Here is a 22,897-nt window from a genome sequence, read left to right as displayed (position 1 = left end):
GAAATTGACCAAAATGATCAAACATCAATCAAAATCTCTTATTTAAAAAATAAACTCTACATCATAATATGCAGCTTTATTTCAAAATAATGAGACAAATAACACATTTAAACGCAAATACATGAAATTAAATAAAAAATGATTGGCAAAAAATTACATATTTGTCAGGATACTCATTGACCAAAAATTACACGATGTGTATAAAGAGCAAAATATTTGAGTAAAAGCTCTAATAATATTCATTACACAGGGAATGTAATAATGCGTTTGAATACACTTACTGGGGCGATTTTGGTCGCAATGTTTCCAACCGCGGGCGCTTATGCTGCAGCTATGGATCGTTCAGGCCAATCGATGAATGGCTTTTTACAGTCAGGAAACTATGTAGATTTTAGTTATTCAATTTTGGATGCTGATCTTTCAGGAACAATGAGAACTGAACCTTCGGGCCCTGCTTCTGCAGGATTAAGAGACCCGAATGGTTGGAATATGCCTACAGCAGATGATATTAATGCAGGTGGGGAAATTGCGGGCTCAAATTTAAGTGATATTGCTGACACGTTCGGATTTGCAAATATTAATTTAAAATTTCAAGTAACTGACAATATTTCATTAGGTTTAATTTATGACCAACCTTTCGGAGCAAAAGCCTCTTATTCAAATTCTGATAAAAAACATTCCAGAGTCAACAGCTCAGGACGATTGCCATTAGGTGACCTTGAATCTGCGACAAAATATGGTGCATTTCACAGTGAGTATGGCAGTACAGAGGCTGAAGTTTCGACAAATAGTTTATCTCTAGTCGTAGGCTTCCAACCTAATGAACACCTTAATTTTTATGCAGGCCCAGTTTATCAAACAGTAAAAGGTGATCTTAGTTTACAAGGAACTGCTTACAGTCTGTTAGGTGGTTATTTATGTAATTCACAGACTAGTGGTGTAGCACTGTGTAGTACTTTTAAGGAAAAAGGTACAGGTTCAAGAGATCTTCTTGGTCGTGATACAAGAAAAGATTATCAAGGCTATAAAGCAAGTATGCCTGAAGAAGGTGCTTTTGGTTGGCTAGCGGGTGCTGCATTTCAAATTCCTGAAATTGCATTAAGAGCTTCATTAACCTACAGGTCAAAAATTTCTTATTCAGTTCAAGCTGAAGAAAGTATGCCTGAAGTGATTACAGATACATTACCTATTGTACATCCTGGGTGGCATATTGTAGATAAAATTGGGGCACTTGGTACCGACTACCAATATACAGAAGGTAAAACCTCAGCATCAACTCCACAATCAGTTAACCTTGATTTCCAATCAGGTATCATGGCTGATACATTAGCTTATATCAATTTACGTTGGGTAGATTGGTCTGAGTTCAAAATCCGTCCATACAAATTTGGAGTTTTAACTTCTTCTATTACGGAGGGACAAGGTAAAGGACCTCGTGGTTTCGACTTAATCGCTTATGAAAAAGATCAAATATCTGCAACATTCGGTATCGCAAGAAAATTAAATGAAAAACTCGCATTGACCATTATCGGAGGATGGGACTCTGGTGCAGGTGAATATGTTTCTACCTTAGGTCCATCTGAAGGTTTTTGGAGTGCAGGATTAGGTGGTCAGTACAGCTTTAATAAAAATACATTCATTCAAGCGGGTGCACGATATTTTTGGTTAGGTGATGCAAAAGCTCAATCTGCTAGTTGGTTCGGAACCGATCGCTATGATGCAGATTTTAAAGACAATACAGCTATTGGATATAGCTTTAAAATTGGTTACCGTTTCTAGAGTTTAAAAAGCACGGATTTTTCATCCGTGCTTTTTTTAAATTAATCGACAACTAAAACCTAATTTAGTATCAATTTGATTATCTTTGAATCCTAAATACTCAATAAACCTATTTCGATCATCCACAATTTTCTGTTCATCTATAGACATACGATGGCGATTTTTTTGCGCTAAAGAATATGTTTCATCTACAGAAGCTTGATATATATGACATAATTCAAGCTGTTTCTTACTTTTTAACACCAAATTTTTTCCTGTCCGCTCGAAATCATTTCGTTTTAACGCCGCACTCCAATTTTCCAAATTTTTGAACATTTTTGCTTTCATCTGAGCTAATGCTTGATCGATTTCCTGTTGAGTCAATGGATTAATATTATTTAAATCCGCTTGTTCTTTATTTTCATTTTGTGCCATCACTTTAGAGGTCGTCATTCCTGCACAGATGATTACTATAATTCCATAGCTGTATTTTTTAATGTTTTTAATCATACATCCCCGTATCTAATTTATTTCGATAAATTTATGTTCGTATTAGACAACTGATATTTTAAAAAAGCCATTTTAATAATGTAATAGATTGAAATATTAAGGGATTAAGGCATTTTTTTTGCATTATCAATTCACTGATTTAATTATATATTTTTGGTATTGAATTTATGAAAAAAATGTTTCCATTAGGCTGTGCTGGACTAGGCATACAAGCCTCATCATTTGAACATCCAGTATCTCTTGAAGAACCATCAATAATGGAAAAATTCGATCTACTTGCAGAATCGAGCGTGTGGGATTTTATCGATCACATTCCGACTCATCGTGAAATGATTGATGATTACATTAAAGGGAGTCAAAAATACAATATTCCAGTTTATTCAGGTTACGGATGCTATATTTGGGGAGAACATGAAAAAATATTCAAAGAAAATATCGAGCTTACATGTGCCGTAGGCGCCAAATACCACAACATTATGCTTGCAGCAAAAGACAGTAAATTCAACTATCTTAATGATCAACAAGTTGCTGATGCCTATTTATATTTTTATGAGTATGCTCAAAGTAAGGGTATAACCATTACCTTTGAAAATCACGTAGATAATTGGTCTGAAGATTATCGCCGGGTAGAGAAAGTTGCAGCTTTAGTCAATCATCAAGGTATTCCATTTAAATTGGCGATGGACTATAGCCACTGTATTTTCAAAATCGAAAATCCAATCGAATCTTATATCTCTTTTCAACATGACCAAGAAGCGATTAGAAAGCTTGATCCTTTCAACTGCGATAGTTTTGCAGATGATTGGTTAAATCAAAATTTGGTACATTGGGGGCAAATACGTCCTGCGGTTCCAAACGGGCCATTAAATACATGGTCCCAAGAATACAGCCCATGGGAAGGTCACGGTCTTAATCGCCCTGGAAGAGGCATTCAATACCCATTTAGGCAGCCACCAAAAAATGCGTGTCCCCATGATGAATGGCATGCATATAAATTAAGCTGCACCCAAGAGGTCATTCGCAAGATGATTGACCATTATTTGGATCATGAGGATACAAATATTGAAATCATGACCGTGGATAATATTAATTTATGGTCCTATGGTTTGGGTTGGAAATATAATATGTTTGCAGATAGCTGCGACATAGCGCGCTATATTAGACAAATATATGCGGAAAGAGCATCAATTCATTATGCTAAAAAAGGGCTAAGTTCTGAGGACTTTATCAATCAATATCGCTCATAAATCATTAGAATAATTAAAAAAAAAGCATTATATAGATAATGCTTTTTTTGTATCGCGAGATTTAAGCTACTGCATTCTCTTCCGCTTTTTTATATGAACGATTATACATTTCTTCTAAATGCTCCCCTACTGTACATGGTGCATATAAAGGTAATTCACCTTCTTTCAATGTTCCTGGAACTGGCTCAATCACAGCGTGATAGTCTGGTTCATAAAAAAATGGAATTGAGTAACGATAAGCACCATTTGAAAAACTATTTTTTACTCGATGTGGATTGGAGTGATATAGACCATTGGTCCATTTTGGAATCATATCACCTAGATTAACTACAAATGTTCCTTCAATTGGTGGTGCTGCAACCCACTCTCCGTCAGGCATGCACACTTCTAATCCGCCTATTTGATCTTGTGCCAAAATGGTGACTGACCCCCAATCTGTATGCGCGCCAACGCCATATGTTTCATCATCATCTCTAGGTGTAGTTGGATAACGCAACATACGTAATGTTCCCATAGGATCTTTACTAGAAGCATCAAAATAGTTCGATGGCAGATTTAACGTTAATGCTAAAAGTTGCATCAGAAAATTTGCCAGTTTATACATTTCATCGATGTACTCCTGACAAATCAATTCACATTGAGGTAATTCTTCAGGCCACTGATTTGGACCATAGTTTTGATATTTAGCGATTGCAAAAGGATGATCTTGAGGATAATTACGACCACAATAAAACCCTTCTTTATAATCTGGCTTGCCGTAAGGGTCTAATTGCTGACCATTTAGTTTATCAAATCCACGGAATCCAAAAAAATTACGTACATCATATTTTTGCTTAACGTCTTCTGGAAGCGCCAATAATTCTTTTGCTAATGCAAACTGTCGCGTCATCATTTCCAAAGGAACTGTATGATTCTTCACATAGAAAAAACCTGAATGCATCGCAGCTTTTCTCAGTTCAGCAACTGCACGTTTAGTCGCCTCACTTTCTGGTTTGTTTATATCTACGCCTGCTAAATCAATTACTGGTATTCCCATTTTTATCCCCTTGTATCAGGTATACATCTTTTACGTTTTCATTATCTTGCTGAAACTTTCGACAATTTAGGATTGACTAAAATTTGTCTTAAAAGCTAAGTCTCAAACTTAAGTTTTTTCTGGTACAACGTCTGCTACTATTTGATTCTGCTTTTGATTAGCTCGATTAAAAATCAGATTTAGAATAATTCCCGCAAATGTCGCCGTTGTAATGCCGCCGAGATCAAGTCCACTAACCATAATCGAATAGTTCCCTGCGCCCATAATCACAGTCACTGATGCCACAATAATGTTGCCGTTTTGAGTAAAATCGACTTTATTTTCGATCCAGATTTTCGCACCAGCGATTACAATTAAGCCGAAAACAATCATTGAAGTCCCTGTCAAAATTGCGACAGGTAATGTGCTAATGAGTGCTCCAAATTTTGGTGATAATCCCAGAATAATGGCGACAATACCCGCAATTACAAAAACCACTGTAGAGTAAATACGCGTTGCCGCCATGACCCCAATATTCTCTGCATATGTAGTTAATCCTGTTCCTCCTACTGCACCAGACATAGAGGTACATACCCCATCTGCCAAAAATGCTCTACCCATATAGGGTGTAATATTTTTGCCTGTCATTTCACTTACAACTTTGAAATGCGCAAGATTTTCAGCAATAAGAATAAATGCGATAGGTAGAATCAGCAGAATTGCATTCATTTGAAATTCAGGTTGATATAAAGTTGGTAAACCAAACCATGCCGCATTTGAAACCGAGCTAAAATCGATTGGTTTGCCCATTCCCATCATGTTAGCTAAAACAAAATATACAAGATACGAAACTATCAAACCCACCAATAGCAATAATCGTCTCAACATTCCTCTTGTAAATACTGCGACACCACCAATACACATTGCGGTCAATAAAGCCATCCATGTATCAAACTCATTACCTGATACGGCTTTAATCGCCCCAGGTGCTAAATTTAATCCAACAATCATAATGATTGCACCAGCAACAACTGGTGGTAAAAGATTCTCCATCCATTGAGAACCCGTTTTCATTACAAGTAAACCCATCAAGGCATAGAAAATACCACATACCACTATTGCACCTAAGGCAATCCCAATATTTGGATTTAACCCTGAACCGGTATAGCCTGTTACAGCAATCACAGCACCAATAAAAGCAAAACTACCCCCAAGATAGCTTGGCACTCTCCCACCTGTGATAAGGAAAAATAATATCGTGCCTATACCAGATAACAGGATCGTTAGACTAGGATCAAACCCCATGAGCAGCGGTGCCAACACTGTTGCACCAAACATGGCAAATGTATGTTGAAGTCCAAGTACAATACTTTGTCCTGTAGGCAAGTACTCGTTCATGGCAACGGGAGTTTTTTCAATATCTCCTTGAAAAGGAGTAAATTTGGAAAACCAATTCTCTTTCATCACATACCACCCCATTGGTAATGTGAGCCAATGTCGAACATCTTTAGACATTGGCTGTACAATGATAAATTCATTTCGTTTAAGTACAAATCACAGTTCGTCTATCAAATTTATCGGAACCATATATTCACTTTAACTAAGCAACAAATATACCAATTGGTCGAATTTCTAATATTTCGTTTGGTTGGCAGCTAGTTTAAGATCAACAAAAATAAAACCTAATACTCAGTTTTATATAAATATTAATTTCATTAACAAATGAAAAAATTTGACCGTTTTGTATATTTTTTAGACTTTTACTCAAAAAAATTGGATTCCCGAAATATAAAATAAAATCGTATTTAAAATCATTATTTTAATTTTATTCTTAATGAATATTTCATCATATTAGCCAAGTTTTACTAAACTTTTATGCATTAAAAAAGGTCACCTTTCGATGACCTTACTGACTTAATTTAAATCTTTAAATCCTTGTTGTCGCCATGCTTCATAAACAATCACTGCCGTAGCATTAGATAAATTTAAGCTTCTAGAATTTGGCGCCATGGGCAAACGAATCCAATGTTGCTTTGGGAACATCATACGAACATGTTCAGGTAGTCCGCGCGTTTCAGGCCCCATGAGTAAAGCAACTGGCCTATTCAGATTCGAGGTATGTGGTGTTTCGGTACCTTTGGTCGTTAAAGGATAAATCGAATCTTGATCCACACCTTGACTCGCTAGATTTTCCAGACATGCTTCAATATTATCCCATATCTGCATGCGAGCCCATTCATGGTAATCTAATCCAGCACGCTTTAACTTCTTATCATCCAGCTCAAAACCTAGCGGTTTGACCAAATGTAATTGTGCTCCTGTATTTGCACATAAACGGATAATGTTTCCTGTATTTGCAGGAATTTCTGGTTCGTATAAAACAACATGAATCACAATAATTTCTCAACTTTATAGCAGACTTTTACAGTTCGTCTTGCCATTTCAACTGTTCTCTTAATTTCACCACCTCACCAATAATGGTCAAAGTTGGCGCCTGAATTTGATTTTCTAACACTTTCGAAGCGATATCTGCCAAAGTCCCCACAACAACTTTTTGTTCTGGTGTCGTACCTTTAGAAATTAAAGCAACAGGCATGTCTGCTCGTTGACCATGTTGAATAAGCTTTTCACAGATTTTTTCTAATCCAACAAGCCCCATGTACAGTACCAATGTTTGGTGTTCATACACGAGTTCATTCCATGGAAGTTCAGGAGAACCTTCCTTCAAATGTCCAGTCAAGAAGCGAACACTTTGTGCGTAATCACGATGAGTTAAAGGGATACCCGCATATGCTGAACACCCTGATGCTGCGGTAATTCCGGGAACGACCTGAAATGAAATTCCTGCCTCATAGAGTTCTTGAATTTCCTCACCACCTCGCCCAAAAATAAAAGGATCTCCTCCTTTTAAACGGCAGACACGTTTGCCTTCATTCGCATATTTCACGAGTAAAGCATTAATACCTTCTTGTGGAACAGCATGATTTGACCTTGCTTTACCCACATAGATTTTTTCAGCATCCCGGCGGCATAACTCCATAATAGCACCAGAAACTAAACGGTCATAAATCACAACATCTGCTTGTTGCATCAACCTTAAAGCTTTGAGTGTGAGAAGCTCGGGATCACCTGGACCTGCCCCAACTAAATAAACTTCACCTTTGGGTTTGTTCCATTCTATTAAAGACTGATGAATAATTTTTTCTGCTTCAGCCAGATTATTATTAAATACACGCTCTTTGAAAGGTCCAGCATACAGCTCTTCCCAAAAGATACGGCGTTCATCAGGATTTTCAATTTTTTGTTTTACACGTTTTCGCCATTCACCAGAGATTTTAGCTAATGTTCCGATTCCATGCGGGATTACAGTCTCAAGTTGAGTTCTAATCTGTCTGGACAATACTGGGGATGTCCCATTACTCGCAATTGAAATAACAAGTGGAGAGCGATCAACAATTGCAGGGACCATAAATCGGCAATGTGGTGGATCATCAACACTATTCACCAATACATTTAAGTTTTCACATTCTTCAAAAACTTGTTGATTCACTAAAGGCTGATCTGTGGCAGCAATCACTAAACGGTAATCGTTTAATTTTAAATCGTGATCTTCAAAATGAGCTTGAATATATTGACCAGAGCTTTTCTCGACAATTTCTAAAAGTTGCGCCTCAATCTCAGGTGAAATAACCGAAATTTTTGCTCCTGATTTTTGCAGTAACAGTGCTTTGCGATAAGCAATATGCCCTCCACCGACAATCAAACAAGGTTGCTGCTGCAATTTTAATGAAATTGGAAAAATATCCACTGAATCGATCCTCATATGCCCACTCTATTTTAGCACCTTCTCCACGACTCAAGCTGCTTAAAAGTAAGCAAGTGGTAGCTTTTTTAACAGATGCATATCGATGAAGGGACCTAAAACGGATAAAACTTGAACTCTATTTGGATAGTCAAAAATCCTGCTGATGCCGATGATAAGTTCAACAGTAAAGGAGATTATCGAGATGGCTGGTTCATATATTGATGTACATTCATCAGCAGGTTCATTTAAAGCATATCTTTCAGTACCTGAAGCAGGTAAAGGTCCTGGTCTTGTGTTATGTCAGGAAATTTTCGGTGTTAATGAAGTTATGCGTCAAAAGGCAGACTTTTTGGCTGAAGAAGGTTATACCGTTATTGTTCCTGATTTATTTTGGCGTATTCAACCTAATGTAGAACTCGGTTATACCGAAGAAGACTTTCAAAAAGCATATGACTTATATACTCAATTTAATCAAGATCTGGGTATTGAGGATATCAAATCTACAATTGAAACACTCAAATCCCTTGAAACAGTTGATCAAGATGCAGGTACTGGATTGGTCGGATACTGCCTAGGCGGTAAATTGGCATATCTCGCAGCTTGCCGCATTCCAGATTTAAAGTGTTCTGTTTCTTACTACGGTGTAGGAATCGAGCAAAACCTAGAAGAAGCAGTCAACATTCAATCCAAACTGGTTCTTCATTTTGCTGAACAAGATCAATTCTGTGATTCTAACACTCGTGAACAAATCCTACTTGCTCTGCAAAACAACTCAAAAGTCGAAACATATATTTATCCAGATGTCGATCATGCCTTTGCTCGCCCACAGAGTATGCATTATCACAAGCCTAGTGCACTCATGGCACATGAAAGAACCATTACAGCTTTACGCAAAGCAATAGGACCAAATTACGACCTTGCTGCGCTATGGGAAGAGCATGTTCGATTTGAATTTGACACTCGAAATGTTCCAGACACGATGGCAACAATGGTGGCAGAGCCTTATGTCAATCACATTCCAACATTGACAGGTGGCGTCGGCTACAAACAATTAGCTCGCTTCTATCAATACCATTTTGTTCATAACAATCCAAAAGATATGAAACTGACGCCTATTTCACGAACTGTAGGCGCAACTCAAGTCGTTGATGAATTCATTATGAGTTTCACTCATGATGAGGAAATTGATTGGTTAATTCCTGGAATTAAACCGACGGGAAAATATGTAGAGATTCCAATGCTCGGCATTATCAAGTTCCGTGGACCGAAACTATGTCATGAGCATATCTATTGGGATCAGGCAAGTTTACTGGTGCAAATTGGCGTATTAGATCCAACTGGACTACCTGTTGCAGGTGTTGAAACTGCCAAGAAACTTTTAGATGAAACTTTACCCTCAAATGAACTGATGCCAACTTGGCCATCCAGTGAAAATAAACCGATTGGCGAATAAAGGAACTCATTCTGACAATCAGAATTAAGATGAAGGATTATGATCATGTTAAATGAAATGACACCTGTAATACAGTTGGAGCAACGCTCGTTACGCCAACTCTTGGGTCAGTATGCAACTGGGATTACAGTAGTAACTGCATTAGATTCAAATCATAAAAAAATTGGAATGACAGCGAACTCATTTACTTCTGTATCGCTTGATCCACCTTTAATTTTATGGAACATCGCAAAATCTGCGACACATTTCGAAGATTTCAAACAGGCAGAATATTTTGCCATCAATATCTTGAGTGAAGATCAGTATCAAGAGTCTAAGCATTTCTCAAAATCTTCTGATGACAAATTCGAAGGCTTAGATGACGTTGATGAGTATATGGGCATCCCCATTCTAAATAAATCCTTAACCACTTTTGTTTGTCGTCAGTATGAGCTTCATGAAGCTGGGGATCACTACATTATTGTGGGACAAATTGAAGCCTGCCGTAATCAGCTTGGAAATCCATTGGTGTTCCATAACGGGCAATATAAACAAGCAAATCTTCATCAAGCATTTGCTGGTGTATAGCGAATTCACGAAATTTAAGGATTTTTTAAAATGAATCAACATCACTTTTTCAATGATAATCGCTTTCTACTCGGCTCATTTGCTTCTAACTGCTCAGGTGGAATGACCATTTCAACTCTTGAAGATCGATGGAGTGCGAGCTGGGAAAAGAATCTCGAACTTGGAAAAATGCTAGATGAAGCTGGTATCGACTTCATGTTACCGATTGCTCGCTTTACAGGCTATGGCGGTGAAACAGACTTTCAGGGAACAATTTTAGAGACCATGACTTGGGCGGCCGCATTATTGGCTTTAACCAAAGACATTACAGTTTTTGCGACAATTCAGACTGTCCCCAATCATCCAGTTGTAGTTGCCAAGCAGATTGCAACGCTATCTGAGATTAGTCAAGGTCGTATTGGACTCAACATTGTTGCAGGCTGGAATAAACCTGAATATGAAGCACTCGGTCTACATTTACCTGATGATCACGAAACTCGTTATGGTTATGCACAAGACTGGTATGACCTGATTAAAAAAGTATGGACCAGTGAAGAAAAATTTGATTTTGAAAGTAAGTTTTTCAAAACCAAAGGAACTTATGGAAAACCAAAACCACTTGTACATCCGCCTATCTTCAATGCTGCTGGTTCAAAAAATGGACGTGAATTTGCCGTTAATAATGCGGACTTTCTTTTTACACCAGCTTCAGACTTGGGCAGAAGCAAGATTGAAATTGATGAGCTTAAACAAGCAGGTCGCGACGTAAACCGAGAAGTCAATGTGATGACCTTCTCCCATGTCATTTGCAGACCTACACAAGAGGAAGCCAAAGCAGAATGGGATCGTCAATTAAACAATGCTGATACTGTTGCCGTTGACAATCTGATGAGCTTAATGTTTGCACATGCTCAAAGTTTCCCAAAAGAGGTTCAACAATCCATTCGTGATGCAATGAGTGTAGGCCATGGTGGCTTTCCATTAGTCGGTACACCTGAACAAGTCGCGCAAGGTATTTTAGATTTACATGAAGCTGGTTTTAGAGGAACGACTCTTTCATTCCTCGATTATAGCCGCGAATTTCCGTATTTCCGTGATCATGTTTTACCAATTTTGGAAAAGCATAATATTCGTTAATCCACCACTTAAGCCGACCGTTTCACTGTCGGCTTATTTATTTTAAGAGGGAATTTAGCTGTGAATTATATTTTAAAGGGGTTATTCACTGGATCAATCTGCTTTGCATTAGGCACTGCAGTTCAAGCGGCAAATTGGAGTGATACTTCACTGGCTGTCAGTTATGGTCAAGATTTCTCAGAACCATTTAAAGACGGTGATTTTGACAAATATATTTTTAGTCTTGTACACCTAAGCGGCTATAAATATGGCACCAATTTTTTTCAACTCAATATGCATCAATCCTCAGCTGAACCAAATGCAAACAAAGCTTCTGGTCGAGGAGCTCAAGAGGCATATGCAATTTATCGTCATACCTTAGATATCCCAAGTATCACGCAACACAAACCGAATGATTCTAGTTGGTTCAAGACATATGGTTTTACAGTAGGTTTTGACTGGAATACAAAGAATGATGATTATGGTTCAAATCGACAAATGTATGTTGCTGGTCCAAGTGTTACATTAAATACACCAGGCTATCTTAATCTCAGTTTGCTAGGCTATTACGAGAGCAATGATGCTAATGTACTGAGTAAAAAATATACCTATGATCCTTACTTAGCACTTCAAGTGCTTTGGGATTTTCCTATTATGCAATCGAATTGGAATTATCAAGGCATAGGTGTTTGGATGAGTACCAAAGGGAAAGATCCTTTTGGTGAGCCTACCGCCAGTGAAATCTTTGTAGACATGTCTTTAATGTATTCTTTACTTAAAGATAAATCTGCCAATCAACCAAAATTGAAAGCTGGGATTGCTTATCAATACTGGAAAAATAAATATGGTAATGATGCATCTGGTGTTGCTGGTTCAGGAGCGACCGCGAGTAGCCCTATGTTACGTGTCGCTTACCACTTTTAAATAACATATCAAATTAATCTAATTTAGTACCAAAAGAGTATTTTTATATTCTACTATTTTAGATTAATTTATTTATTTGAGATAAAACAAAAAAAGCAAAATCATGGATTGATTTTTGCATAAGTAATGATAAGCAAGCTAAGGATAGAGGTATTTATGTATAGCCAGCAACACAGGTCTATTTCTACGATTCAATCACATACGCAGAATATTCATGATGCCAACCATTGTCTTGATTTAATCATTGGCCCACATGATTTAGTCGATTTTAATCAATATGAACCATTGGATTTTAGTTTTAATGGATCGCAAATCGGTCGTATGATTATTGGGGATTTAACATATGGTAAAGATGTAATTTTCAAAACGCATACGCATGAAAATATGAACCACTTTTGTATAACGCGCCCTAAAAATGGGCGACCACTATTTAAAAAAGATGGTCAAACTTTTTACGCCTGTTATGATCAAGCATCCATTGTTTCACCTGAAGATAAATTTGAACTAATTATTGACAAAGACTGTGTGCAAACATTCATTTCTTTTTCAAAGACTTTTGTTGAAAAAATACTTTCAGATTTAATCTCTCAGCCAGTTACCGAACCTTTGGTATTTCAAAATGTGATGGATCAAAACAACCCGAAAATTAAAGCATGGTGGGATTTAATTGACAGTATTAAAAATTTCACAAACAATTTTACCAATACTTCATTTTTTCAAGAAATGCGCTCAGATTTTGAATATATTATTGTGAAGTCATTATTATTATCTCAACCCAATAACTATAGTGATTTAATTTATAAAAATACTTTAGATTATCCTGACTTCTTTACTCGCTTGTTAGAATTCATACAAAAAAATATACATCAAAAAATTGAAATTTCAGATTTAGAATATGCATCTGGATTAAGCAAAAAAAAGCTGAATACAATTTTCAAAAAATATTTAAAATGCAGTCCAAATGCTTATATACGCCATTACCGACTTAAATGTATTTATAATGAAATTTCACAGTCTACGCATAAAATTAATATTACTGAAATTGCTTATAAATGGGGTGTTACACATTTAGGTCGTTTTTCACTTGAGTATAAAGATGCATTTGGCGAAAAACCGAGTGAGACCTTAAAAAAAATTATTGAAAGGCAAACAGGCAGTGCTCAACTCATTCATTAAAACACTCAAAAAAAAAAAAAGCTAACTCAATTGAGTTAGCTTTTTTGTGTTTTATCGATTAATCGATAAAACTTTGTCCACCCATATAAGGACGCAAGACTTCAGGAATCTCAATCGAACCATCTTCTCGTTGATAATTTTCCATTACCGCGAGCAAAGTACGACCAACTGCTAAACCTGAACCATTCAAAGTATGAACAAACTCTGTTTTCTTTTGATCAGCACGGTAACGAGCTTTCATACGACGAGCCTGGAAATCCCCCATGTTTGAACACGATGAAATTTCACGATAGGTATTTTGGCTTGGTACCCAAACTTCTAAGTCATAAGTCTTCGTTGCACCAAAGCCCATATCACCACCGCATAAGATGATTTTGCGATATGGCAATCCAAGCGCCTGTAAAATACCCTCAGCATGCCCTGTTAACTCTTCCAATGCTTGCATAGAGTCTTCAGGTTTAACAATTTGAACCATTTCAACTTTGTCAAATTGGTGCTGACGAATCAAACCGCGTGTATCACGACCATAAGAACCAGCTTCACTACGGAAACAAGGTGTATGAGCAGCATATTTTAACGGTAGACGCTCAGGATCAATAATCTCATCACGCACAAAGTTAGTCACAGGTACTTCAGCAGTTGGGATCAAGTAATATTCTTTGTCACCTTGAAGCTTGAACAAATCTTCTTCAAATTTAGGCAACTGACCAGTTCCACGTAATGAATCAGCATTTACTAAATACGGTACATAAGCTTCTGTATAGCCATTTTTCAATGTATGTGTATCTAACATGAACTGCGTTAGTGCACGTTGTAAACGTGCAAGCGGGCCCTTGAGCACACTGAAACGAGTACCTGTTAACTTAGTCGCTGTTTCAAACTCGAGTCCACCCATCCACTCACCAAGATCAGTGTGATCTTTAATTTCAAAGTTGAATTCACGAGGCGTACCCCATTTTAAAATTTCAACGTTGTCATTCTCATCTTTGCCCTCTGGCACCGACTCATGAGGTAGGTTTGGAATAGAAAGTGATTTTGCTTCAATTTCAGCTTGTAGTTCTGTTAACGCAAGCTCAGCGGCTTTAATTTCATCTCCGATCGCGCTCATACGAGCCATGATTTCAGAGGCATCACCACCTGCTTTTTTGATTTGACCAACTTGTTTAGCACCCGAATTACGTTCTGCTTGTAAAGCTTCAGTCTTAGACTGAATTTCTTTACGACGAGCCTCTAAAGATGCCCATTCTTCTACGTTGAGTTGCACGCCACGTTTAGCTAAGGCTAAATTTACAGCCTCTATATTATTTCTAAGTAATTTCGGGTCGATCATGGTTAATCTTTTCAGGGAAAAAAACTGCATATAGTGTAAGCGCTTCGTTGAAAAAAATACAGTCGAAGCGCTGACAGCTGAAGCTTATTGAATCAAATTAAAATAGAGTCAATTACTCAGCAGCGAGTTTGGGTAGGTTTGGAAGATATTCTGACTGTATCAAACCATTCACACTCACATAAGGTAAAGTGAGTTCAGACATTCCTTCAGCATAGGACGCGAGTTCATACAGCGGATAAACAAAGACGATACCATCAACTCCGTAATAGAAATTGTCACTTAATTCGAGTTTATCTTGTTCAATATTGTGATCTGTAAGCCACATACTATTAGCACTATAAAGTGTTTCTAATAGCTTTTTATTTTGACCTTTCACAATTAAATCTTGTAGTGCTATTCTTTTTTTAGTTTTTAAATCGAAATGAACATATTCTTTGTGGTACATCCCATGTGCTGCACCAGCAGGATATACATAGCTCAGATATTCAAAACTCGCTATATTCTGATGTTGACTTAAATAACGTACCACAGTCTGACTCTGACTCAACTTCAGCGGATCCACAGTAGTTGTCTCTGTATTCTTAGTAGCCGATTGGAATGGTATAGGGTCTGCTTTTTCAATTCGATTTTTAAAATACGTATTAATCCACGGATGATTAGTTTCAACCGTTTGGAATGAATATTCTGTACACCCTGCCTCATCGCATACTTGCTTCTGTTTAGGCTTTAATTCGACGTTCTTCGATTCGATATACCAAGATTCTGATTGTTTTGCTTGCACAGCAGTCTCATTGCTTTTTTTAGTTTCTGCATCAGATTGAGGCTGACAAGCGCCTAACATGATCATTGATGCACAAATAACACTCAATTTTCCAAACCGATTCATGTGTTTTAGCATATAGCCTCCAATAAAAATGAGTGTTTAACACAGAGACTATAAATTCTAGATGACATGAATTCAGTTGAAATTTGTAGTTAAAAAAAGCAGCGATAAACGCTGCTTTTATATTATTGGTCAATAATGTCTGTGCCTTTAGGCGGTGTAAAGTTAAATGTTGAATCCGGAATACCTGCATTCACTTTCACATTACTAAATTTAACGTGTGTAGTTTGTCCTAATGAATCTTCTAAAATCATTAAGCTTGGCGCTTTATTTGCACCGAAACTAATGGTCAGACTCTGAAAGGCACCATCTTTCTGCTTAGGATATAACGTGTAATAAGTTTTAGCTTTATTTGGCTGTGTTACACGATATGACTGCATAATTTGGTTGGTATTACCAGACAATAATAATGCTGGTGTATTGGCAACTTGCTCATCCATATTTTGACGAATTGCCTGCTGTAGATCTGGGTCATAGATCCAAATCATCTTTCCAGAAGTCACAATTGTTTGTTTTGCTGGTGCTGTAGTTTCCCAATAGAACTTACCTGGACGAGCAACTTTCATCACCCCAGTAAAAGTCTGATTCATATGTTGAGCACTCAAACCTTGTTTTTGTGGTGCTTTACTAGATTTAGTTGCTTTCGTTGTTTGTTCAAAATTTGCCGTTAAACTTTTTATTCCGTTTAATTGACGAACCAAGTTTGCGGTCGCTTGTTGCTCCGAAGCAGCCACTGGCGCTGCGAAAACTTGAGTGCTTGCGACTGGTGCCATCATTGCAGCACTCATTGTAATTGCACCAATCGTTTTACGAAGCATTGTCATGATCCCACCTTTTGTTATTGATCATCATTTGATATGGAGTCATCTTAAACCAAATTTGATCGCTAATAATTGAGAAAATAAGAACTTTTGTATTGTTATTTAGCTAAATTGTTGAAAATACTTCATCATGATGAAGATTCACTTCAGTTCAAAAACTTTCTTTCAGATATAAAAAAACCCACTCAAGAGTGGGTTTTTTGGTTATGCCTGATAAAACTTATACAGTTTCAACAGATACATAACGACGGCCAAATTGACCTTTAACTTCGAATTTGATCACGCCATCAGCGGTAGCAAATAAAGTATGGTCACGACCCATACCAACGTTAGCACCAGCGTGGAACTCTGTACCACGTTGACGAACGATAATGTTACCAGCAGTCACAGCTTGACCACCGAACATTTTAACACCTAACATTTTAGGATTTGAGTCACGACCGTTACGTGTCGAACCACCGGCTTTTTTAGTTGCCATGTCTATTTACTCCTCGTAATTAGCCTGAAATAGCTGTAATTTTCAACTCAGTGAACCATTGACGGTGACCTTGTTGTTTACGATAGTGTTTACGACGACGCATTTTGATGATGCGGATTTTGTCGTGACGACCATGGCTAACTACTTCAGCAGTTACTTTAGCACCAGCAACAACTGGAGCACCAATTTGAATGCTATCACCGTTCACTAACATTAATACGTCATCAAACGTAATAGTAGAACCAGTTTCAGCTTTCAATAATTCAACTTTAAGGGTTTCACCCTCAACAACACGGTGTTGTTTACCACCGCTTTGGATTACTGCGTACATAATGTACTCCAACAGGCCCGTGTCGTCGTGCCGATAAAGGAATATATCGATCTTAAAACGAACGCCACTGGGGGTTATTCAAGGGCAAGGATTTTAAGTGATAATGAAATAAACAACAAGGTCTTTTGTCTAAAAGTTAACTTTCATCCCGAAATATCTATTTCTTACATGAAAATAACAATTTGCTGATTGATTAAACTATATTTATTCACAAAATGAACTACTTCGAATATCAAATAACGTATCAAGTTTTATTGGTATTATGAAGATTAAATCACAAACATGAATAGAAACTGAACAACATTAAGAAAATCATGCATATTCATGTGGCAAAGCGACCAAAACTTTCACTTAAATTGTTACACTAGCTGAGTAACATCTACTGTTTGTATAAGGACTTCATTGTTATGGCCATCGATTTTAAGCAAGACATTCTCGCACCTGTTGCTACAGACTTTGCTGCGATGGACCAACTTATTAATGAAGGAATCAGCTCTAAAGTTGCTTTGGTGATGTCAGTCAGCAAACATGTGGTTGAGGCAGGTGGTAAACGCATGCGTCCTATTATGTGTTTATTGGCTGCTCGCGCTTGCGGTGAAACCAACCTAGAGCATGCCCAAAAGTTAGCTGCAATTATTGAAATGCTGCATACCGCTACACTGGTACATGATGATGTCGTAGATGAGTCTGGGTTACGCCGTGGTCGTCCTACAGCGAATGCAACATGGAATAACCAAACCGCTGTACTTGTTGGAGACTTCCTGATTTCTAGAGCTTTCGATTTGCTCGTAGATTTGAACAATATGGTGTTATTAAAAGACTTCTCAACAGGAACATGTGAAATTGCCGAAGGAGAAGTACTTCAACTGCAATCTCAACATCAACCTGAAACCACTGAAGCGACGTATTTAGATATTATTCACGGCAAAACATCTCGTTTGTTTGAATTGGCGACTGAAGGCGCTGCGATTCTTGCCAATCAACATCAATATCGTGAAGCACTCAGAAAATACGCAGGTCATTTCGGGAATGCATTTCAAATCATAGATGACATACTCGATTACACCTCTGACGCAGAAACACTTGGTAAAAATATTGGCGATGACTTAATGGAAGGTAAGCCAACACTGCCACTGATTGCTGCTCTACAAAAAACTTCTGGAGCAGAGCACGATATTATCCGTCGTAGCATCACTACAGGTGGTACTGAACATTTGGATCAAGTGATTCAGATTGTTCAAAACTCTGGTGCACTAGATTACTGTCGCGAACGTGCTGTTGAAGAAACTACAGCAGCTCGTGAGGCATTGTTACAACTGCCTGAAAGTATTTATCGTCAAGCGCTTGATAATTTGGCGCAATTAGCATTAGATCGAATCCAATAAACTTCAACTAAAAAAATTTGCGTATGCATATAAACTTTAATGATCTTTTTAAACAAATGCAGGAGCAACTTGACCATCATCAAGCTGCTCCAAACGAAAACATACTCATTGAACTCGTTAATCGCATCCGTCCATCAGACAGTTATAACCTAGAAGAAATTAATCAAAAATTTCAGGCGTTGATACAAGCGTTATTAATTACGCCGACTGCAGCCACCACTTTTCAAGCCTATATCGTTCATCTGATCAATCGCTATAAACAAACCACTATTTATGCGGACAGTGGGATTCTTTCTCTAGATGGTTTTTGGAATCAGTTGGGTCAACGAATGGGAGCGCATGTTCTTCCCCTTTTGACCGATGAAACTGATTTAAAAGATTTAGTCTTCCGTGTCTTTCATTTACGTAGCGATAAATATTGGCTAGAAAATATTGAAGATCAGCAATGGATTCAGTTTTTTCAGATTGTCAATCAAAGTAATGGCAGCTTAGATGCAAAATTTGGCATCAAACGCGACATGATTAAAGCCATTACAGTTTTATCTTACCGTATCAGCGGTATTGGACTTTATCCTGAGTTTATTAATGCACAACCAGAACTGACTGAATATGAGTCACCTTTTTTGGTGCAGAATCGTGAAATCATTGAATTTATTGAGCTATACAAAAAACATTATAGTGAAGCTGATGATCTTACTGAAATGGTCGTACCCGACGCCAACCAGGCTTTGGTGATGATTGAGCAGTGTCGCGATGTTGTTTTAAAGATTCGTCGTGCTACGAAAAGAATTGGGGTGAGTTTAAGTCTCACTTATTTATTGTCTTTGCTTGAGCAATGTTTAGATCGTATTGAACTATTACTGAACTTATTGACTGAAACTGGAAAAGTTCAATACTTAGCACTAGCTGAGTTATGTCAAGATTTAGTTGCGGCTCACTATGAGGAGCGAAGTGTTCGAGAGCTTTTAAAAACAAACAGTGAATTAATCGCATTACAAGTCACTGAAAATGCCAGTAAAACAGGCGAACATTATGTAAGCACCAATAAAGCTGGTTTCTTCAGTATGTACAAATCAGCCGCAGGTGCAGGCGTCATTATCGCTATCATGGCGACCTTGAAGATTCTCACTGCGCGCATCGCCATGGCACCTATCATGCAAGCCTTCGCGTATAGCATGAACTATGCATTAGGTTTCATGTTGATCCATGTACTGCATTTTACCGTTGCAACCAAACAACCTGCTATGACTGCAGCTGCCCTAGCCGCGACAGTTCAACAAAAGAAAGGGTCTCGAACTGCACAAATTGCAGAACTTGCTGCACTGATTATCAATATTATCCGTACGCAGTTTGTCGCTATTCTCGGCAATATTTCCATTGCAATTCCGGTTGCAGCATTGATCACCATGATGTGGCCGTTGATTCTGGGTGAACAATTACTCAATCACAGTAAAGCAACATATTTACTTCATAGTTTGAATCCTTTTACATCCCTAGCAGTCCCACATGCAGCTATTGCAGGTGTATGTCTATTTTTATCTGGTTTGATCGCAGGTTACTTCGACAACATGGCAGTGTATCGTAAAGTCGGACCTCGCTTAAAAGCACATCATCGTCTAAAAAACTGGCTAGGTGCTGACAGACTTGAAAAGTTTGCAAACTATATTGAACGTAATTTAGGAGCACTAGCCGGGAATTTCCTGTTCGGAATCATGCTAGGCAGCATGGGGACAATTGGCTTTATTCTTGGTCTGCCTTTAGATATTCGTCATATTGCCTTTGCTTCAGCAAACTTTATGCAGGGCCTATTGAGTATCAATGGCACGCCTGAAATAGGGCTCATTATTGTTTCATTCCTTGGTGTATTATTAATTGGTTTGACCAACTTATTTGTCAGCTTTAGTCTCACTATTATTGTGGCATTACGCGCACGACGTGTTCGTTTTGAACAATGGAAACCTCTGGCAAAATTAGTATTTACTCACTTTGTTACACGACCAATGGACTTTTTCTGGCCCCCAAAACAACCTTTAGAGGTCGAAGATCCAATTTCACCAAAGAAATCTTCTCATTAGATATTTGTGTTATTTTTTGTGCTAAAAATAAGATGCACATTGTAATGAAATTACTATAAATTATGCTTTTACACTGACTTGAAAAAAAGTGTACTGGCGAGTACACTTTGACGCATTCATGCAATAAATGTATGCCACTATAATATAACTTAGGTTATTTTATATGCCTTACTTACTGATTTTAATAGGTTGTTTAGGAATAACGATAAGTAGTATAGGAATCTATATTCCAACGATACAACAGCTCGATCTCACTGCTGTTTCATGGATGAGTCAACACCGCAATCCCCTCATAGATGGAATTGCGGTTTTATTGTCTCATGTTGGCGGTTTACCGATCATGCTGATGTGCGTGGCGATTTGGACCTTACAGCAATGGCGATTAAAACAATATGCTAACTGTCTATTTATCTCACTTGGTCTCGTTGGTGGTGCCTGTCTTGGCTGGTTACTCAAATATGCTTTCGACCGACCTCGTCCAAATGCAATTTATCAAATCGTTGAAACTTATGGAGCCGCATTTCCAAGCGCACATAGTCTCTATGCAGCAGTGATTGCTGGTTTGATGATCATGATCTTTCGAAACCATCATCAAAGTAGAATCATTTTTGTCGCTGCCTGTATATGGTTTGTTGGCATGGGTTTTTCACGGGTTTATCTCGGTGCTCATTACCCGACAGATGTTGTTGCAGGTTGGAGTATTGCGTTGATATGGCTGACTATACTGTGGTTAGTCCTATCACAACGGATAGCAAAGCAAACAATTATTTTTAGAGAAAAATCTAACGAGGTGGAATAATGATGTCGGCAAAGCTTTGGGCCCCTGCCCTCACTGCTTGTGCTCTTGCAACAAGTATTGCACTTGTGGGTTGTAGCAAAGATCCAAAAGATGCAGAGCAAGCCGCTGCACAACAGCAAATGCCGCCAACTGAAGTTGGTGTCATCGTTGCTCAACCACAAAGTGTTGAACAAACTGTCGAGCTTTCGGGTCGAACTTCAGCCTATCAAATTTCTGAAGTACGTCCGCAAGCAAGCGGTGTGATTTTAAAGCGTCTGTTTGCTGAAGGTAGTTTTGTCCGTGAAGGACAACCTCTGTACGAAATTGATGCAAATACCAACCGTGCGAACTTAGACAGTGCAAAAGCAGCCTTAGTTCGTCAAAAAGCCAATCTCAATGCGCTTCAAGTTAAAGCTGACCGTTATCGCCAACTTGTCGGTATCAATGCTGTGTCTAAGCAAGAATTTGATGATCTACAAGCACAAGTTAAATTGGCACAAGCAGATGTTGCAGCTTCAGAAGCAGCGGTGAAAAATGCGCAGATTAACTTAGGTTATTCTACTGTTCGCTCACCAATTTCAGGGCAATCAGGTCGCTCTAGTGTGACTGCAGGTGCATTGGTAACGGCTAATCAACCTGAAGCATTGGTAACAATCCAACAGCTTGATCCAATCTATGTCGATATCAACCAATCAAGTGCTGAGCTTCTTCGTTTACGTCAACAGTTGAGTCAAGGCAGCATCGACCGCAGCAACAATACTAAAGTTCGTTTAAAACTTGAAGATGGCAGCATCTACCCTATTGAAGGTAATCTTGCATTCTCTGATGCAAGTGTAAATCCAGAAACAGGGACAGTTACCCTACGTGCTGTGTTCTCAAATCCGAACCAATTATTATTGCCAGGAATGTTCACTAATGCTCAAATTGTGCAAGGTGTAATTCCTAATGCGATTTTAGTGCCTCAAGCGGCTGTGACCCGTACACCAACAGGTCAAGCGACTGCGATGATCGTGAATGCGAAAGGTGCAGTTGAAGTACGTCCAATTGAGACTGCAGGTGTGCAAGGTAAAGATTGGATTGTGACCAAAGGTCTAAATACAGGTGACAAGGTCATTGTAGATGGTGTGGCGAAAGTTAAACCTGAACAACAAGTTGTAGCTAAACCTTATCAACCTCAAGCTGCAGCACCTCAAGCCGGCAAAGATGGTCAACAAGCAAAGCCAGCAGCTCAATCTGAACAAAAAGCTACTTCAAATGCATAAGGAG

At 38.2% G+C, this 22,897-nt stretch carries 21 protein-coding genes; 11 read left to right on the top strand and 10 right to left on the bottom strand.

Going from position 1 to position 22,897, the window contains the following annotated elements; all coding sequences use genetic code 11:
• Positions 1-261: 261 nt before the first annotated feature.
• Complete coding sequence (locus tag AC1M86_RS06435; RefSeq protein WP_481607568.1) at positions 262-1,779, top strand: outer membrane protein transport protein; 1,518 nt, start codon at positions 262-264, stop codon at positions 1,777-1,779.
• A 36-nt stretch (positions 1,780-1,815) separates the two neighbouring features.
• Here the strand turns inward: AC1M86_RS06435 and AC1M86_RS06430 are convergent, their stop codons facing one another.
• Complete coding sequence (locus tag AC1M86_RS06430; protein WP_481591775.1) at positions 1,816-2,268, bottom strand: hypothetical protein; 453 nt, start codon at positions 2,266-2,268, stop codon at positions 1,816-1,818.
• 167 nt (positions 2,269-2,435) lie between these two features.
• Here AC1M86_RS06430 and AC1M86_RS06425 point away from each other — a divergent pair, with 167 nt between their 5' ends.
• Positions 2,436-3,515, top strand: coding sequence for a hypothetical protein (locus AC1M86_RS06425; protein WP_481607567.1), 1,080 nt, complete (start codon positions 2,436-2,438; stop codon positions 3,513-3,515).
• Between the two features lie 61 nt (positions 3,516-3,576).
• Here AC1M86_RS06425 and AC1M86_RS06420 read toward each other — a convergent pair whose 3' ends face one another.
• The 4 genes from AC1M86_RS06420 to cysG form a co-directional block, all read right to left on the bottom strand.
• On the bottom strand, positions 3,577-4,551 hold the full coding sequence (locus tag AC1M86_RS06420) for an isopenicillin N synthase family dioxygenase (RefSeq protein ID WP_481607566.1): 975 nt from the start codon (positions 4,549-4,551) through the stop codon (positions 3,577-3,579).
• 108 nt (positions 4,552-4,659) lie between these two features.
• Positions 4,660-5,994, bottom strand: coding sequence for a solute carrier family 23 protein (locus tag AC1M86_RS06415; protein WP_481607613.1), 1,335 nt, complete (start codon positions 5,992-5,994; stop codon positions 4,660-4,662).
• 450 nt (positions 5,995-6,444) lie between these two features.
• Positions 6,445-6,924, bottom strand: coding sequence for a tRNA (cytidine(34)-2'-O)-methyltransferase (locus tag AC1M86_RS06410; protein WP_481607565.1), 480 nt, complete (start codon positions 6,922-6,924; stop codon positions 6,445-6,447).
• A 28-nt stretch (positions 6,925-6,952) separates the two neighbouring features.
• Complete coding sequence (gene cysG / locus AC1M86_RS06405) at positions 6,953-8,338, bottom strand: siroheme synthase CysG (protein ID WP_481595839.1); 1,386 nt, start codon at positions 8,336-8,338, stop codon at positions 6,953-6,955.
• 199 nt (positions 8,339-8,537) lie between these two features.
• Here cysG and AC1M86_RS06400 point away from each other — a divergent pair, with 199 nt between their 5' ends.
• The 5 genes from AC1M86_RS06400 (at position 8,538) to AC1M86_RS06380 (ending at position 13,550) form a co-directional block, all read left to right on the top strand.
• Positions 8,538-9,788 (top strand): dienelactone hydrolase family protein, encoded by a 1,251-nt coding sequence (locus AC1M86_RS06400; RefSeq protein ID WP_481595838.1) that lies wholly within the window; start codon positions 8,538-8,540, stop codon positions 9,786-9,788.
• 45 nt (positions 9,789-9,833) lie between these two features.
• Positions 9,834-10,355: a flavin reductase family protein gene (locus AC1M86_RS06395; RefSeq protein ID WP_179997732.1), complete on the top strand. Its 522-nt coding sequence runs from the start codon at positions 9,834-9,836 to the stop codon at positions 10,353-10,355.
• A 30-nt stretch (positions 10,356-10,385) separates the two neighbouring features.
• On the top strand, positions 10,386-11,471 hold the full coding sequence (locus tag AC1M86_RS06390) for an LLM class flavin-dependent oxidoreductase (protein ID WP_179997731.1): 1,086 nt from the start codon (positions 10,386-10,388) through the stop codon (positions 11,469-11,471).
• 60 nt (positions 11,472-11,531) lie between these two features.
• Positions 11,532-12,374 carry a hypothetical protein gene (locus AC1M86_RS06385; RefSeq protein ID WP_035267867.1) on the top strand — a complete coding sequence of 281 codons (843 nt, stop codon included), beginning with the start codon at positions 11,532-11,534 and terminating at the stop codon, positions 12,372-12,374.
• Between the two features lie 156 nt (positions 12,375-12,530).
• Complete coding sequence (locus AC1M86_RS06380; protein WP_481590631.1) at positions 12,531-13,550, top strand: AraC family transcriptional regulator; 1,020 nt, start codon at positions 12,531-12,533, stop codon at positions 13,548-13,550.
• A gap of 58 nt (positions 13,551-13,608) precedes the next feature.
• On the opposite strand, the gene serS is transcribed toward AC1M86_RS06380, so the two are convergent.
• The 5 genes from serS to rplU form a co-directional block, all read right to left on the bottom strand.
• Positions 13,609-14,880, bottom strand: a complete 1,272-nt coding sequence (gene serS, locus AC1M86_RS06375) for a serine--tRNA ligase (RefSeq protein WP_179997729.1) — start codon at positions 14,878-14,880, stop codon at positions 13,609-13,611.
• A 112-nt stretch (positions 14,881-14,992) separates the two neighbouring features.
• Positions 14,993-15,778, bottom strand: a complete 786-nt coding sequence (locus AC1M86_RS06370) for an RsiV family protein (protein WP_481607564.1) — start codon at positions 15,776-15,778, stop codon at positions 14,993-14,995.
• A gap of 110 nt (positions 15,779-15,888) precedes the next feature.
• A complete protein-coding gene (gene lolA / locus AC1M86_RS06365) occupies positions 15,889-16,587 on the bottom strand; it encodes an outer membrane lipoprotein periplasmic chaperone LolA (protein ID WP_035267863.1) in 699 nt (232 codons plus the stop codon).
• Positions 16,588-16,804: 217 nt separating this feature from the next.
• Positions 16,805-17,062 (bottom strand): 50S ribosomal protein L27, encoded by a 258-nt coding sequence (gene rpmA, locus AC1M86_RS06360; RefSeq protein WP_035267862.1) that lies wholly within the window; start codon positions 17,060-17,062, stop codon positions 16,805-16,807.
• A 19-nt stretch (positions 17,063-17,081) separates the two neighbouring features.
• Positions 17,082-17,393: a 50S ribosomal protein L21 gene (gene rplU / locus AC1M86_RS06355; RefSeq protein WP_035267860.1), complete on the bottom strand. Its 312-nt coding sequence runs from the start codon at positions 17,391-17,393 to the stop codon at positions 17,082-17,084.
• A gap of 407 nt (positions 17,394-17,800) precedes the next feature.
• On the opposite strand from rplU, the gene sdsA reads away from it, so the two are divergent.
• From sdsA to AC1M86_RS06335, 4 genes are all read left to right on the top strand, one after another.
• The gene (gene sdsA, locus AC1M86_RS06350; protein WP_035267858.1) at positions 17,801-18,778 is read left to right on the top strand and encodes an All-trans-nonaprenyl-diphosphate synthase; all 978 of its coding nucleotides are present in this window, start codon (positions 17,801-17,803) and stop codon (positions 18,776-18,778) included.
• Positions 18,779-18,801: 23 nt separating this feature from the next.
• Complete coding sequence (locus AC1M86_RS06345) at positions 18,802-20,853, top strand: site-specific recombinase (protein ID WP_481607563.1); 2,052 nt, start codon at positions 18,802-18,804, stop codon at positions 20,851-20,853.
• 163 nt (positions 20,854-21,016) lie between these two features.
• A complete protein-coding gene (locus AC1M86_RS06340; RefSeq protein WP_035267854.1) occupies positions 21,017-21,652 on the top strand; it encodes a phosphatase PAP2 family protein in 636 nt (211 codons plus the stop codon).
• Entirely contained in the window at positions 21,652-22,893 is a 1,242-nt protein-coding gene (locus AC1M86_RS06335) for an efflux RND transporter periplasmic adaptor subunit (protein ID WP_035267853.1), read from the top strand. The genes AC1M86_RS06340 and AC1M86_RS06335 overlap by 1 nt, the downstream gene beginning before the upstream one ends.
• The last annotated feature ends 4 nt before the right edge of the window (positions 22,894-22,897 follow it).

The organism is Acinetobacter sp. ANC_7654, from assembly GCF_056779855.1.
Note: the sequence above shows the minus strand (reverse complement) of the source record. Positions and strands in the feature narration are given on the sequence as shown.

What these genes read in the sequence shown, in the direction of transcription:
- AC1M86_RS06435 (WP_481607568.1), top strand. Translation starts at nt 262, where the DNA reads ATGCGTTTGAATACACTTACTGGGGCGATTTTGGTCGCAATGTTTCCA.
- AC1M86_RS06430 (WP_481591775.1), bottom strand. Translation starts at nt 2,268, where the DNA reads ATGATTAAAAACATTAAAAAATACAGCTATGGAATTATAGTAATCATC.
- AC1M86_RS06425 (WP_481607567.1), top strand. Translation starts at nt 2,436, where the DNA reads ATGAAAAAAATGTTTCCATTAGGCTGTGCTGGACTAGGCATACAAGCC.
- AC1M86_RS06420 (WP_481607566.1), bottom strand. Translation starts at nt 4,551, where the DNA reads ATGGGAATACCAGTAATTGATTTAGCAGGCGTAGATATAAACAAACCA.
- AC1M86_RS06415 (WP_481607613.1), bottom strand. Translation starts at nt 5,994, where the DNA reads ATGAAAGAGAATTGGTTTTCCAAATTTACTCCTTTTCAAGGAGATATT.
- AC1M86_RS06400 (WP_481595838.1), top strand. Translation starts at nt 8,538, where the DNA reads ATGGCTGGTTCATATATTGATGTACATTCATCAGCAGGTTCATTTAAA.
- AC1M86_RS06395 (WP_179997732.1), top strand. Translation starts at nt 9,834, where the DNA reads ATGTTAAATGAAATGACACCTGTAATACAGTTGGAGCAACGCTCGTTA.
- AC1M86_RS06390 (WP_179997731.1), top strand. Translation starts at nt 10,386, where the DNA reads ATGAATCAACATCACTTTTTCAATGATAATCGCTTTCTACTCGGCTCA.
- AC1M86_RS06380 (WP_481590631.1), top strand. Translation starts at nt 12,531, where the DNA reads ATGTATAGCCAGCAACACAGGTCTATTTCTACGATTCAATCACATACG.
- serS (WP_179997729.1), bottom strand. Translation starts at nt 14,880, where the DNA reads ATGATCGACCCGAAATTACTTAGAAATAATATAGAGGCTGTAAATTTA.
- AC1M86_RS06370 (WP_481607564.1), bottom strand. Translation starts at nt 15,778, where the DNA reads ATGCTAAAACACATGAATCGGTTTGGAAAATTGAGTGTTATTTGTGCA.
- lolA (WP_035267863.1), bottom strand. Translation starts at nt 16,587, where the DNA reads ATGACAATGCTTCGTAAAACGATTGGTGCAATTACAATGAGTGCTGCA.
- rpmA (WP_035267862.1), bottom strand. Translation starts at nt 17,062, where the DNA reads ATGGCAACTAAAAAAGCCGGTGGTTCGACACGTAACGGTCGTGACTCA.
- rplU (WP_035267860.1), bottom strand. Translation starts at nt 17,393, where the DNA reads ATGTACGCAGTAATCCAAAGCGGTGGTAAACAACACCGTGTTGTTGAG.
- sdsA (WP_035267858.1), top strand. Translation starts at nt 17,801, where the DNA reads ATGGCCATCGATTTTAAGCAAGACATTCTCGCACCTGTTGCTACAGAC.
- AC1M86_RS06345 (WP_481607563.1), top strand. Translation starts at nt 18,802, where the DNA reads ATGCATATAAACTTTAATGATCTTTTTAAACAAATGCAGGAGCAACTT.
- AC1M86_RS06340 (WP_035267854.1), top strand. Translation starts at nt 21,017, where the DNA reads ATGCCTTACTTACTGATTTTAATAGGTTGTTTAGGAATAACGATAAGT.
- AC1M86_RS06335 (WP_035267853.1), top strand. Translation starts at nt 21,652, where the DNA reads ATGATGTCGGCAAAGCTTTGGGCCCCTGCCCTCACTGCTTGTGCTCTT.